This is a genomic window from Advenella alkanexedens, assembly GCF_019132845.1.
Classification (GTDB): Bacteria; Pseudomonadota; Gammaproteobacteria; order Burkholderiales; family Burkholderiaceae_B; genus Advenella; species Advenella alkanexedens.
Genome location: NZ_JAHSPR010000004.1, coordinates 303,118 through 317,958 on the forward strand (window position 1 = coordinate 303,118; position 14,841 = coordinate 317,958).

Here is a 14,841-nt window from a genome sequence, read left to right on the forward strand (position 1 = left end):
TGAATGCTGGTCCAATTGAACTGCGTATCGTATGATCTATGCATGCCATAAATACTACGCAGGTAAGATGAAACGCAAAACACCTCAAATTCCCTCTACCGAGCTCAAAACCATCCTGCATTCAAAACGGGCAAACCTTTATTACCTGGAACACTGCCGTGTTTTGGTAAATGGGGGCCGTGTTGAATATGTAACAGACCAAGGCTCTCAATCTTTATATTGGAACATTCCAATTGCCAATACAACATGTATTTTATTGGGAACTGGCACATCCATTACCCAGGCAGCCATGCGGGAACTTGCAAAAGCAGGCGTCATGATTGGTTTTAGCGGTGGTGGTGGAACACCTTTATTTGCAGGCACAGAAGCCGAAATAGCTTGCGAATTTTTAAGTCCGCAAAGTGAGTATCGCCCAACCGAATACCTGCAAAAATGGTGTCAATTCTGGTTTAACGATGACAAACGCTTGGTTGCGGCAAAAAACCTGCAAACCCAACGCCTAATGGTTATACAAAAATTCTGGCCCAAGTTTGAATGGGATTATCCACATGAGCAACTGCTTGCCTTACTTGAAAATGCCTCGAATGAATTCAATAATGTCAACGACCATCAATCCTTATTAACCGCAGAAGCCCGATTAACCCTAAAACTTTATGCACTTGCCAATCGTGCCACCATTAATGATAGTGATTTTAGCAGGAGTAGCAGAGGCAACAGTATTGACCCGGCAAACCGGTTTTTAGATCACGGCAACTATTTGGCCTATGGCTTGGGCGCAACGGGATGTTGGGTTTTGGGTCTACCACATGGCCTGGCAATTTTACATGGAAAAACACGTCGTGGCGGTCTGGTTTTTGATGCGGCCGATATTATTAAAGATGCCATGGTTTTGCCACAAGCCTTTATTTCAGCGCAGTCAGGGGATAGTGAAAGTGATTTCAGGCAAGCATGTATAAGTCAATTCGCGCGTTTTGAAGCTCTTGATATTATTATTGATACCCTTAAACAATTAGCCCTTACTACCCATTCAGCATGAATATTCTGTTAGTCAGTCAATGCCATAAGAATGCCCTTAAAGAAACCCGCCGTATTCTGGACCAGTTTGCCGAACGCTGTGGCGAGCGCACGTGGCAAACGCCTATCACTCAGGCAGGTTTGAATACCTTACGAAAATTATTAAGGCAAACCGCACGCAAAAACACGGCTGTTGCATGTTATTGGACACATGGCAAAAACCTGACTGAACTTTTATGGATTGTTGGCGACCAAAGCCAGTTCAATGAACAAGGCCGAGTACCTACCAACAAAACACGTCGCAATATTTTACGTGCAGAAGATGAAAACCGATGGGTACATGGCTCTACCATTCAAATTGTTGCTACTATCGCTGCCCTGTTACATGACATTGGCAAAGCCAACATCGGATTTGCCAAAAAACTTAAACCTGATGCTCCGTTACAGGCAGATCCTTACCGACACGAGTGGATTTCCTTGCGACTGTTTCAAGCACTAATATACGGCTGCCCTGATGATGAATCATGGTTAAAACGTTTTACTGAATTAGATGTTTATTTTTCAAATAATTCTGACTGGCTTGAGCACTTAATCAATGATGAGAAAAAAAATGATACATCTCATTCATTTGCCAATCTGCCCCCCATTGCCCAATTGGTTTCATGGTTGATCGTTACACATCATCGCATGCCCATTGAGACATTCTATGCAGATAAGCCTGCCCGTATTCGTGCACAGTTAAATGGTGAGTTACTCAACCGTAATGCCAGTAATTTTTATAAAAAACTAAAAGCGGTTGATGGCTGGGTTAAAAACCAAAAAGCCAACGATGAACGCAAAGACAGCAAAGAGTTCTGGCAATTTTCCAACCAGGCCATGTATAGCCAAAGCTGGCAGAAACATATGAAACGCTGGGCCGGCAAAGCTCTCAACCATCCGCCCCTTAAGAAACTGGCAGCATCAGGCACCATTAGCGACCCTTTTATATTGCACTTGGCACGTTTAAGCCTGATGGTGGGGGATCACAATTACTCCAGCTTAAAAAGCAATGACCCTAAACGCCTACAGGGCGACAGTGAATTTGATCTGATTGCCAATACCGATAGTCAGGGCAAACCCAAACAAAAACTGGACGAACATTTGATGGGAGTTGGTCAATTCACCGCGCGTTTTTCACGTCTTCTACCCAAATTTTCCCAGGAGCTGCCTGCGATAAAAAAACATAAAACATTCAATCAACGCACTACTATCGCCCGCTTTAACTGGCAAAACAAAGCCTTCGACCTGGCCAGATCACTTCAGGAAAGCAGCCATCAAAACGGTTTCTTTGGGGTCAACATGGCTTCTACCGGTTGCGGTAAAACACTGGGGAATGCACGAATAATGGCTGCCTTGGCCAATCCTAAAGCTGGCGTACGTTTCACTATTGCATTAGGCTTGCGTGTTTTAACTTTACAAACCGGTGAGGCTTTACGCCAAAAACTCAATCTGGATGACAGCAGCCTTGCCGTTCTAGTGGGCGGCCATGCCATGCGTGAGCTTTTCAATCTTTCCCAGCAGGCACAACAAAATGAAAACAGATATGCCAATCTGGGTAGCGAATCCATGCAAGAACTGGTTGAGGAGATAGTTAACGTCTCGGAAAGTGGTATTGAGACTGAGGAGCTTGGTACTATTATTGCCGACACAAAAGCGCGGCAATTGCTTTATACACCTATTGTCAGCTGCACCATTGACCACTTAATGGCAGCAAGTGAAAATGGTCGTGGCGGTAAACACATAACTCCAATTCTTCGTCTGCTTTCATCTGATTTAATTCTGGATGAACCCGATGATTTTGATCATAACGACTTACCCGCCCTTAGCCGGCTGGTTTATTTAACCGGACTGTTTGGCAGCAGGGTGCTTCTTTCTTCCGCCACCCTCACCCCGGATCTTATTTGTGGCTTATTTTCCGCCTATAAAGCAGGTAGGGAAATATGGAATTTTCATAATCAACATCCCAATAGAGGGGTTGACTGTTTTTGGGTTGATGAACACCAGCAACAACATCAAACCCATGATGAGGCCAATGGTTTTGCCCTGTCCCACACTGCCTTTGTAGAAAAAAGGGTCATAAAACTTCGACAGGAACCTATACGTCGAATAGGCAGCATATTAACCGTTGATAATTGCACTTCCCAAGAAGGCAAGAAAATAAATTACGCAGAGCTCGCAAAACTGTTACTAAATTCAGCACAACAAATGCACGTCCATCATCATGAGATATGCCCAACCTCCAAAAAACAGGTAAGTATTGGCTTAATACGGCTTGCTAACACTAAAAACATTATTCAAGTCGTTAAAGCAATGTATGAGCAGGAGCTTATCACCGACACCGTTCATTTTCATCTATGCTGTTACCATGCACGGCAATTGCTTGTTTTACGCAATGCACTGGAAGCAAAACTGGACAAAATCCTAAATCGCAATAAAGAAAATGCGATATTTAGCCATAATGAAATACAGGATGCTCTAGCCCAAAGCCCAGCAAAGCAGCACATATTTATTGTAATTAGTAGCCCTGTCAGTGAAGTGGGTCGTGATCATGATTATGACTGGGCAATCGTTGAACCTTCATCTATGCGTTCAATCATCCAATTGGCAGGACGTATATGGCGACACCGCCCTCAAAAAAGCACAATAATACCCAATATTGCGATTATGAACAAAAATATTCGTGCATTAATACAAAGTAGTATTGTCGCTTTTGAAAGACCTGGTTTTGAAGATGGGAAAAAGTTCAAATTGGATGCCCATAATATTGAAACCTTGATTGCAGAAGAACAACTGAACCCAATTAATGCCGTGCCTCGCGTGCAAAAACCCCAGAACTTAACTCCTAAAACCAAGCTTGCCGACCTGGAGCATGCTGTAATTGCTGATGTTATTAACAACGCCCAACGTAACTATGTCAATGCATTTTGGCAACCCGGTTTAAGCCACCTGCTCTGGATTCAACTACAGTTACTCAGCCCCTTCAGACAGCAAGATGTGTTGCAAACCGAATATATATGCATGCCTGATGACAGCAACGAAACAGGTTTCAGCTTTGTACCTTCGGATATCGCCTGGAAAAACCAAGATATCAACCAAGTAAAAACCGTTAACTACCTTATTTTATTTTCACAGTTTAAACATCATAATCCCGTTGTTTCACCCTGGCTGACCTGTGACTTAAATGAAGAACTGGAAAAACTGGCAGAAGAAAGGGGCAAAGATTATTTAACCACTGCCAAAGAATTTGCAACTATCTCACTGGAAAACTATGTTGAAAACAAATCATGGCATTTTCATCCCTGGCTGGGATTTTGGCGATAAAAAACGTATAGCAGTTCATTCTTCAAGCAGACTAAGACCCTCTTGCATTACCTTTCTGACAGCACTGCCACCTTCATGCATTTACTGTTATTTACAGGTTTTCGACCTGAAATCTATTAGAATGGCGGAGTTTTCTCCACCGAAAAGGTGGCTTATAAATTTCTATTTGCATATTTTTTGAAATTTTTACCGCCGAACAGGTGGTCGTTTCCTCACAATCAAGATTAAAATTTAATTATTCCTTTCTATTTGCATATTTTAATAATAAACTTATAATTAATATAAAAATAAATATATTTTCTTCTTGTTACAGGATACGTCATGAACAGTATAACCAAAGACCAAGTAGATCAAGCTATTCAAAATTTCCTTGCCGAGCAAATCAATAAAAAGACCGAAGACGAAGTTAAAAAGCTTGAAAAGGCCAAAATTGCGGGAAATATTACCGACATTGAAGCGCTTACAAAGCACATCAATGAAACACAAGAAAAATATGAGCTGAATACATGGATTGGTGACGCTGCCCATAGGCTATCCAAGCAACTGCATTTTGGAACACATATCTCCAAAGGCATTCACCCAGACAGCAAGGGTAACAATATCAATTTTCAAAGCATTCAGGAATTGCCTAAGCATCTTGTTGGTTCTCAATCTATTAAGCACCCCTCTTTGGATGCCACAGGCAACGCCGCTGCTCTCCCCTTGGCCTCATTCTTCAACACACCAATAGAAAACACAAACTACAAACTGCGCGACCTAATTCAGCATGAACATCCAGCACTAAAAAGCTGTTTTGCAAATGACAAAATTCTTTCCGAGCAATATGCGCAAATTTTCAAAGACACCCTAGACAACAAAATCGAATTTCCCAAAACAGATGCGCGCAACAAACAACTGCTATGGCCTGCCAATACAGATACCATTGAGATAAATGGCGATGATTATATTTGCCTGATACCACTACACCCATCTGCTATGGTCAATCGACTTTATCAAAAAGTCAATGCAAAATACTCAGAAGAAAACAAACAAGCCCGAGAAAACAGCAAAAAGAAAAACACAGATAAAACCCAAGCCTATTTTTCCATTAATAATTTGGCAGTAGTTAAATTAGGCGGCACCAAACCACAAAATATTTCACAATTAACCAGCTCCCAAGGAGGCCGCAATTATTTGCTGCCATCCCTGCCACCAAAAATTAACAGCAGACCCAAATTTCATCTTGGGCAAAAACAAACCAGTCTATTTAATAAAAACTTAAGCTATTACTGTTTCGCCAGTATTCAGAATTTTTTCAACGTAATAGAAGAACAAGCAAACAACGTTGGCATTCGCACAAAAAGAAAAGAGGCTCTTGAAGAAATTATTAATAAAGTTTTTGAAATTGCTGACTCTATTCAGTCCACCTATGAGCCAGGCTGGAGCAAAACCCATGATTTGGAATGGTCACAAAAATATTGGCTTGACCCCGAACGAGCCTTACTAATCAATGAAGAAAACTTCAAGGCAGATAAAGACAGCACAGACTGGATCAGTGAAATTGAACATGCTTTTGCCAGCTGGATCAACAGTTTAATCAGAAAAAACTTCCCAAAACTAAAAGAAAATATTGCCGATCCTGAATATGCCGAATGGCGTAAAACACTACGTCGAAGAATAAAAGCCAGTGCACAAAAAAATGAAGGAGTATTTGAATGAGTTACCTAAGCAATTACCTTGTGCTGAACAAAATTCGTATTCAAAACGCCAATGCCATTTCAAGCCCACTAACCTATGGTTTTCCGGCCATTAGTGGTTTTATTGGTGCCATTCATGCCCTTAACCGAAAAATCAAAAACATTTTCCCTGGTATAAGACTTGATGGCACCTTAATTGCTTGTCATGAATATCATTTACATGCCTATCGCCCATATAACTCGGCAGACTATACATTCAACCTAACTAGAAACCCCATCAAAAAAGATGGGAAAACCGCTGCCATTGTGGAAGAAGGCAGAATTGATTTAACTGTGAGCCTGGTAATTGAAGTATTCGACGATATTGATCTAAGCGATAACGATGCGTTACAACAAAAACTAATTGATTACGTACAAAAACAAATGATGCAACAACGACTTGCCAGTGGCAGCGTTATGCACATTCAAAAAGCATCTCTTGTGCCCGCATATGGCGAAGAAGGGATTTCTCCCATTATCAACTCATTAATACCCGCCTTTGTATTAATGGATGCCGCTCAGGAACTGGTTGATATAACCAACGAATTAAAAGCCAAACATCCAGATGCAACCCCGCTTGATGCCTTAATAGAAACAGCCACACTGCACCACGTACCGGAAACGGATAGTGACGAACCTGAGGCCACTCAATGGAAAACAAAAAGCATTAAGACCGGCAGGGGCTGGATTGTTCCTATTGCAGTTGGATATCAAGGCATTTACGAACCCTTTACCTGCGGTGAACTGGAAAACTGTCGTACATCTGAATACCCCAGTCAATATGTTGAGTGCATTTACTCATTAGGGAAATGGGTTTTTCCATATCGGATAGAAGACAATTTTAATTCTGCTTTTTGGCGTTTTAAGCAGCCAGAAAACAATCTTTATTTAATTTCACAATCTGAATATTAAGGAGTTATACACAATGGCAAAATTATCTACTGCAAGTGTATTGGCATTTGAACGAAATTTAGATATATCTGATTGTACCTTCGAACAACTCGACAGCCAAAACCCGGATAACAAAAAAACAGTCGTTAACGTCCGGGAAAAATCAGTCCGTGGAACCATTTCCAATCGTTTAAAAAATACAATCACAAATGATCCTGCAAAACTGGATGCCGAAATTGAAAAAGCAAACCTTCAAAAAGTGGATGTAGCAACCCTGGATAATGACAAAGATACGCTTGTTGCCTGTTTCAGTTGTAAGGTTCTGCCCTTTACCGGCAAACCCAATGTTTGTAATGACCCCGACTACCAAATCAAACTGCTTTCTACTGTCCAGTCTTATCTTAACGAAACTGGTTTAAGCACTTTAGCCCGCCGTTATGCTATTAATATTGCCAACGCCCGTTGGCTTTGGAGAAATAGAATTGGTGCAGAAAAAATCCATGTAACAGTAAGCTGCTCGATTGATGGGGAAAAATTTTCTCTTTCTTTTGATAATGCAAAAAACTTGCCTTTAAACTCATTTGATATTGAGAATGAGCAAATCGATCAATTAGCCAAAATTATTGAGCAAGGGTTCAAAAATGAGCAATTTGTTATCTTATACATTGAAGCACAAGCCATTGTAGGTTATGGCCAGGAAGTTTATCCCTCTCAAGAATTGATTTTGGACACAGGAAAAACAAAAAGCAAAGTACTCTATCAAATTGGTGATGTAGCCAGCATACACTCCCAAAAAATTGGTAATGCCCTGCGTACCATTGACACCTGGTACAGTGATGACGCCCAATTCCCGATCGCTGCTGAACCCTATGGTTCTGTCACAACTTTAGGGACAGCATTTAGACAACCCAAAGCTAAAAAGGATTTTTATACACTATTCGACAACTGGATATTAAAAGATGAAAAACCAAGTCCAGAAGATCAACATTATGTAATTTCAGTCCTAATTCGTGGTGGTGTATTTGGCGCTGCAGGCAAGGAGTAAGTATGTCGGAGCTATCCCATTACTTTGATGTTAAAGCAATTCCACAAGCTGATATAACTCAATCCCAAGTAATTAGCCATATTATGCAATTATTACATCAGCTACTCCCAAAATTCAATGGGAAAATTGGTCTTAGCTTTCCGGCCTATGGACAACAAAAAACCTTAGGAGGAATTATCCGTCTTTTGGGAGGTGAAAAAGACATTTCTGCCATTAATCAAGAAGCACTGCTACTCAATAGCATGAAAGACTACGCCTTAATCGGCGCTGTTATTCCCATTCCAGAAACAGTCAATAGCTATGCTTATTTTAGCCGTCTCCATCACAAAGGAGCCAGCCATATCAGGAGAAGCCAAAAGCGATTAACTGAACGAGGGGAGTGGTCTGATGAGATTGCAGAAAATATGCTTGCAAAATATATGAAGCAAAAAAATTATCCTCATGTTCATTTAAAAAGCAGTACTACTGGCCAAAACTGGATACTCCAGATAAAACGGCAGCAGACTAATCTCCCTAGCAATAAGGGGATGTTCAACTCCTTTGGATTAAGTACACAACTTACTGTACCTCTTTTTTAAATTTTGACCCTTTTTAAAGCCAATAATAAATACAATATAAAATCAATGAGTTAGACATCGGCTTTAAAAAAGGGGAAAAACCATAATTATTCTTTAACAACTTGATAAATCAACAATATTCTTTTAGAATTTCTAGTTCACTGCTGCATAAGCAGCTTAGAAATTGACGGTAGGCGTAATGCGGTGGGCTTCGTCGTTCACTGCTGCATAAGCAGCTTAGAAAGTAACGATATTCAGGCAAGGCATGGAAATAAAGTTCACTGCTGCATAAGCAGCTTAGAAAATTTGAGCCTGAAAGATCAGGGTATTGACCGAGTTCACTGCTGCATAAGCAGCTTAGAAAAACAGTACCAATAATTGCTGTTGTTCCGATGGGTTCACTGCTGCATAAGCAGCTTAGAAACGCCACTGCTTCCCTGACGACAGAGGGCGACTGTTCACTGCTGCATAAGCAGCTTAGAAAAACAGTACCAATAATTGCTGTTGTTCCGATGGGTTCACTGCTGCATAAGCAGCTTAGAAAAAGGTTCCCGCCTTGGGTTTTTTCTTTCCTGCGTTCACTGCTGCATAAGCAGCTTAGAAATGGACGGTTTACCGGATTTTTTTATTAAGAATGTTCACTGCTGCATAAGCAGCTTAGAAATCGACAGGCAACAAGCCTTGAAACGGGACTTGGTTCACTGCTGCATAAGCAGCTTAGAAAACATCAGGCATCTTACCGTGTGAGTCCACATCGTTCACTGCTGCATAAGCAGCTTAGAAAGTCTTGCCCGGCGTAAGGTTCAAGAGGGCCAGCGTTCACTGCTGCATAAGCAGCTTAGAAAATAGATGTAACGTTTCAAAAAATTACATTTTTGTTCACTGCTGCATAAGCAGCTTAGAAATACGGCCATTGAAAACCCTTGACGGCTGCGCTGTTCACTGCTGCATAAGCAGCTTAGAAATTTCTGCTATTTGCTTGACTGGTATTTCTGGAGTTCACTGCTGCATAAGCAGCTTAGAAACTCTTCGCATGGCGAAATTCTGATAACCTTCATGTTCACTGCTGCATAAGCAGCTTAGAAATGTTTTAGTGACTGTGCCGCCCATAGTTGAAAGTTCACTGCTGCATAAGCAGCTTAGAAAGCTTACGCAATATGCTAAGCGGTTTTTTTTGCGTTCACTGCTGCATAAGCAGCTTAGAAAATTTTCATCACAGCCTCAGCCTTGGCCGGATCGTTCACTGCTGCATAAGCAGCTTAGAAAACCCGCTTTGCCTCAATCTCCGCGTCCACCTTGTTCACTGCTGCATAAGCAGCTTAGAAAAGTCACAGGCTTCTCAACGACAACAACAGGCCGTTCACTGCTGCATAAGCAGCTTAGAAATGTTGCATTGCATATGTCGGTCGTTCCGGTGTGTTCACTGCTGCATAAGCAGCTTAGAAATTCCCGCCGCTCGGCCTCGCTACGCTCAAGCTGTTCACTGCTGCATAAGCAGCTTAGAAATTCTGGCTTGATGGGCTTAGGTCAAAAAAGATGTTCACTGCTGCATAAGCAGCTTAGAAATGGTCAAAATCAAGATATTTTAAAGGATTATAGTTCACTGCTGCATAAGCAGCTTAGAAATCTAAGGGGCGTTGCCCCGCCAGCGCTTCGCTGTTCACTGCTGCATAAGCAGCTTAGAAACACGTAAGATCACTACCGGCATAAAAAAAAGGCGTTCACTGCTGCATAAGCAGCTTAGAAACGCGCCCTTGACCTGCTGCTTTATCGGCGATGGTTCACTGCTGCATAAGCAGCTTAGAAAAATCTCTTGAGCGATAAAATCAAGGACTAATTGTTCACTGCTGCATAAGCAGCTTAGAAAAAAAATAGGATTGCCCTATGGTTCCATCCCTAGTTCACTGCTGCATAAGCAGCTTAGAAATAGCTTTAATTTCTCAAAAATGCAGGTAAAGCGTTCACTGCTGCATAAGCAGCTTAGAAAAGTTGGGTTTATGCTTGCTGCTGAAGCGGTTAGTTCACTGCTGCATAAGCAGCTTAGAAATGAACAAAACGAACGGATTACAAAGTCTAATTGTTCACTGCTGCATAAGCAGCTTAGAAAAACAACTTGATTACCAGATCTAAAAATAAATTGTTCACTGCTGCATAAGCAGCTTAGAAACTAATTCGTCAGTAGAACCGCTCATTAATGGAGTTCACTGCTGCATAAGCAGCTTAGAAATGCAGGACTTGCCGGAGGGGCTGGAGTTTATGGTTCACTGCTGCATAAGCAGCTTAGAAACCTTTTTTCTATGGGGTTTGCGTTATATATTCGTTCACTGCTGCATAAGCAGCTTAGAAATGCACATCAAGCATCGTGAAAGTAATCAGTGAGTTCACTGCTGCATAAGCAGCTTAGAAATGATGGTGAATTACGGGATTTGGTAATTGAATGTTCACTGCTGCATAAGCAGCTTAGAAAAGCCGAATCGGTAGGCATTGGCCGGAATGTTGGTTCACTGCTGCATAAGCAGCTTAGAAAGACCCGAACGACCCAGCCAAACGGCAGACCCTGTTCACTGCTGCATAAGCAGCTTAGAAAAATCTTCACCGCTTACCGCTCCTGATAACGCCGTTCACTGCTGCATAAGCAGCTTAGAAACGTGATCTTGCGGAACCGGATATCGTACTGCCGTTCACTGCTGCATAAGCAGCTTAGAAATCGTACCTTGAGGCCTGAGCGGTAGCGATGGGGTTCACTGCTGCATAAGCAGCTTAGAAAACGCAGGCGCATGGCTTCAACGCGTCCAACGCGTTCACTGCTGCATAAGCAGCTTAGAAATTAGCCATTAGACGGCTCAAGACGGCCGTCAAGTTCACTGCTGCATAAGCAGCTTAGAAATGATCCTGTCCGACCAACAACAGATACCCGCTGTTCACTGCTGCATAAGCAGCTTAGAAAGCGTGGTTTTCTGGCGGCTCGCTATACTCAAAGTTCACTGCTGCATAAGCAGCTTAGAAATGATCACCCGGTTCATATTCGGCTATGTCTTGGTTCACTGCTGCATAAGCAGCTTAGAAAATTACCTTGCTCCGGCCATGGCCTTGGCAATCGTTCACTGCTGCATAAGCAGCTTAGAAAGGTCAGATCCGTTTATTGAGTTCGATCAGTTGGTTCACTGCTGCATAAGCAGCTTAGAAATGACGCTCGGCAATCTATTTCAAAATCGTGAAGTTCACTGCTGCATAAGCAGCTTAGAAAAGATACAAATCCAGAGTTAAAGCATAATGTTTGTTCACTGCTGCATAAGCAGCTTAGAAAATCCTATTCTTCAAATATGCTTTGTTGTGCAAGTTCACTGCTGCATAAGCAGCTTAGAAAACCCGTGGCAGGTCGGCAGAATGGTAATAGGGGTTCACTGCTGCATAAGCAGCTTAGAAATCTTTCGGGTTGCTGAAGTGCCAATTAAAATCGTTCACTGCTGCATAAGCAGCTTAGAAAAGCTGGATAACCTTAATCCTGACACCTTCGGAGTTCACTGCTGCATAAGCAGCTTAGAAACTCGCCAGCGAGGGGAGCGAGTCGCCCTCTGTGTTCACTGCTGCATAAGCAGCTTAGAAATTCTTTAATTACAGCCATTGCAAGTGGTGCCGGTTCACTGCTGCATAAGCAGCTTAGAAACGGAAGCTAATTTAAAGGCATTGGCCGGTATCGTTCACTGCTGCATAAGCAGCTTAGAAATGTTGGCTCAATCGCTGGACACCCTTTACACCGTTCACTGCTGCATAAGCAGCTTAGAAATGCGAAGCCGTTTTGTGCTTGTCCAGTGGTACGTTCACTGCTGCATAAGCAGCTTAGAAAAGCCGGGTGTCCCCAGTTAGGAGGTCTTGCGCGTTCACTGCTGCATAAGCAGCTTAGAAAATGTACCTATTGTTCGCTGTAAAGCTATTGTTGTTCACTGCTGCATAAGCAGCTTAGAAAAGGTATGCCGTCCTTAATTACGGCTATTGCACGTTCACTGCTGCATAAGCAGCTTAGAAAAAGTTGTTTCCGATAGCTCACATTCTGTAATCGTTCACTGCTGCATAAGCAGCTTAGAAATTGGTAAATGGGAGGGGCGCGGACAGTACGTTGTTCACTGCTGCATAAGCAGCTTAGAAAATGATTGCTCCTTAAATTGCTCGAAAGCGAGGGTTCACTGCTGCATAAGCAGCTTAGAAAGCTTGCCGAATGAACTTTCAACAGAAACACTGGTTCACTGCTGCATAAGCAGCTTAGAAAAGAGAAACAATCGAAAAGCGCCGCGCACTGGCGTTCACTGCTGCATAAGCAGCTTAGAAATAACCAATCTGGCCCGCTCATGTAGCGGGTCTGTTCACTGCTGCATAAGCAGCTTAGAAAGGTGGCAAGGACTCGGCCTGTGCCAGCTTGATGTTCACTGCTGCATAAGCAGCTTAGAAAAAAAGCAGAGCCAGTTATAAAACGTGATCCAGGTTCACTGCTGCATAAGCAGCTTAGAAAAAGGCTCGATTTAGTGCCTTCCTGGGCTTTTTGTTCACTGCTGCATAAGCAGCTTAGAAATCAAGCTGATCCAGCCATTCATTGGCGCAAGCGTTCACTGCTGCATAAGCAGCTTAGAAACAAAAGCAAAAAGCAAAAGCGAGGTTCTTCATGTTCACTGCTGCATAAGCAGCTTAGAAAGGAATTTTGGAAAATGTATTTGGAGAGGTTTTGTTCACTGCTGCATAAGCAGCTTAGAAAAAAAACGGTTTGATTATTTGATCGAATCTAATGTTCACTGCTGCATAAGCAGCTTAGAAAAAGCTGCTGGATGATCTGGTGATGGCGTTGGGGTTCACTGCTGCATAAGCAGCTTAGAAATTATTTGCATCCAGCCCCGCATTTTGACGGTAGTTCACTGCTGCATAAGCAGCTTAGAAAATGGTTCGTCAAATGACCGAAGCAATCATCACGTTCACTGCTGCATAAGCAGCTTAGAAAATATTGTTTTAACCTTTAACCTTTTGATTTACGTTCACTGCTGCATAAGCAGCTTAGAAAATATGGATCTGTATTTTCTATTTCATTAAATTGTTCACTGCTGCATAAGCAGCTTAGAAAGTTCTCGCCGTCCAGGGCTGCGCACTGCGTGCGTTCACTGCTGCATAAGCAGCTTAGAAAAGCTCAATTTCTAACTGATTTTTTTGCTCGGCGTTCACTGCTGCATAAGCAGCTTAGAAATTTTAAATCTGTCCTCATGCTGCGCACCAAGTGTTCACTGCTGCATAAGCAGCTTAGAAAACTTCAGCCAAGCGACCAAAAAAAGATACGCGGTTCACTGCTGCATAAGCAGCTTAGAAATCAACACAGATGGTGGCGAAGGTCTGGCAACGGTTCACTGCTGCATAAGCAGCTTAGAAAGCACAAGTAGGCGTGGATGTTGTTGATATGGTGTTCACTGCTGCATAAGCAGCTTAGAAAGCGCCGGCAAAAGCCCCGATTAGCGCATCACCGTTCACTGCTGCATAAGCAGCTTAGAAAAATCGACTGTGTTAAGAATAACCTGCACAGCTGTTCACTGCTGCATAAGCAGCTTAGAAAAACTGAAAAATAGGGGGCGATCATTTGCAGGGGTTCACTGCTGCATAAGCAGCTTAGAAACAAGACAATATCTTTTGCCAGGAGTTTACGAGTTCACTGCTGCATAAGCAGCTTAGAAAATAATGCCCGTATTTTGTCACAATCCATATCTGTTCACTGCTGCATAAGCAGCTTAGAAAAATGCCCTTCATCATCGTACGGTTCCGCATTAGTTCACTGCTGCATAAGCAGCTTAGAAACAGAGTGAGGCTTTATGACGATACCTGGGGTGGTTCACTGCTGCATAAGCAGCTTAGAAATGCGTGTGCCGATATAGTACGTGCCTGCTGCAGTTCACTGCTGCATAAGCAGCTTAGAAAAGCAACCCCACGCAGGGGGCGCCCCCCAAAGGGTTCACTGCTGCATAAGCAGCTTAGAAACCGGCTTATCTGCAACAGCTGCCCTAACAACGGTTCACTGCTGCATAAGCAGCTTAGAAAGACTGGATTTTAATGATGTTCTGTTAGTTTATGTTCACTGCTGCATAAGCAGCTTAGAAATGTTAAGGCCGAGTGAGCGCGCCGAGCCGTTCGAGCAAGACACGTCCAGCAGGCGCATCATGGGCCTGTCCGGGAGAAAGTGAAAACGCTACGGCAGTTCGATCATCCGCGGCAACCATATGAATCTTGGTGT

Annotated in this window: 6 protein-coding genes, 1 pseudogene and 1 CRISPR repeat array; of the genes and pseudogenes, 6 read left to right on the forward strand and 1 reads right to left on the reverse strand. The window is 42.6% G+C overall.

The window, feature by feature from the left end:
• The first annotated feature begins 67 nt into the window (after positions 1-67).
• From cas1f to cas6f, 6 genes are all read left to right on the forward strand, one after another.
• Entirely contained in the window at positions 68-1,036 is a 969-nt protein-coding gene (gene cas1f, locus KU392_RS07560) for a type I-F CRISPR-associated endonuclease Cas1f (RefSeq protein WP_217734993.1), read from the forward strand.
• Positions 1,033-4,374, forward strand: a complete 3,342-nt coding sequence (gene cas3f / locus KU392_RS07565; protein WP_217734994.1) for a type I-F CRISPR-associated helicase Cas3f — start codon at positions 1,033-1,035, stop codon at positions 4,372-4,374. The genes cas1f and cas3f overlap by 4 nt, the downstream gene beginning before the upstream one ends.
• Positions 4,375-4,695: 321 nt before the next feature.
• A complete protein-coding gene (csy1, locus tag KU392_RS07570; protein ID WP_217734995.1) occupies positions 4,696-6,072 on the forward strand; it encodes a type I-F CRISPR-associated protein Csy1 in 1,377 nt (458 codons plus the stop codon).
• A complete protein-coding gene (gene csy2, locus KU392_RS07575; RefSeq protein WP_217734996.1) occupies positions 6,069-7,001 on the forward strand; it encodes a type I-F CRISPR-associated protein Csy2 in 933 nt (310 codons plus the stop codon). Before csy1 ends, csy2 begins: the two co-directional genes overlap by 4 nt.
• Before the next feature lie 13 nt (positions 7,002-7,014).
• Complete coding sequence (csy3, locus tag KU392_RS07580; RefSeq protein ID WP_217734997.1) at positions 7,015-8,025, forward strand: type I-F CRISPR-associated protein Csy3; 1,011 nt, start codon at positions 7,015-7,017, stop codon at positions 8,023-8,025.
• A gap of 2 nt (positions 8,026-8,027) precedes the next feature.
• Entirely contained in the window at positions 8,028-8,603 is a 576-nt protein-coding gene (gene cas6f, locus KU392_RS07585; protein ID WP_217734998.1) for a type I-F CRISPR-associated endoribonuclease Cas6/Csy4, read from the forward strand.
• Positions 8,604-8,738: 135 nt separating this feature from the next.
• Positions 8,739-14,708: a CRISPR direct-repeat array (repeat unit 28 nt; unit sequence GTTCACTGCTGCATAAGCAGCTTAGAAA).
• 14 nt (positions 14,709-14,722) lie between these two features.
• On the opposite strand, the pseudogene KU392_RS07590 reads toward cas6f, so the two are convergent.
• Positions 14,723-14,841, reverse strand: a pseudogene (locus tag KU392_RS07590) (IS5-like element ISCARN85 family transposase); the annotation flags it as partial.

Bases quoted from the DNA above. Each gene is read 5' to 3' on its own strand.
- cas1f (WP_217734993.1), top strand. From the start codon at position 68: ATGAAACGCAAAACACCTCAAATTCCCTCTACCGAGCTCAAAACCATC.
- cas3f (WP_217734994.1), top strand. From the start codon at position 1,033: ATGAATATTCTGTTAGTCAGTCAATGCCATAAGAATGCCCTTAAAGAA.
- csy1 (WP_217734995.1), top strand. From the start codon at position 4,696: ATGAACAGTATAACCAAAGACCAAGTAGATCAAGCTATTCAAAATTTC.
- csy2 (WP_217734996.1), top strand. From the start codon at position 6,069: ATGAGTTACCTAAGCAATTACCTTGTGCTGAACAAAATTCGTATTCAA.
- csy3 (WP_217734997.1), top strand. From the start codon at position 7,015: ATGGCAAAATTATCTACTGCAAGTGTATTGGCATTTGAACGAAATTTA.
- cas6f (WP_217734998.1), top strand. From the start codon at position 8,028: ATGTCGGAGCTATCCCATTACTTTGATGTTAAAGCAATTCCACAAGCT.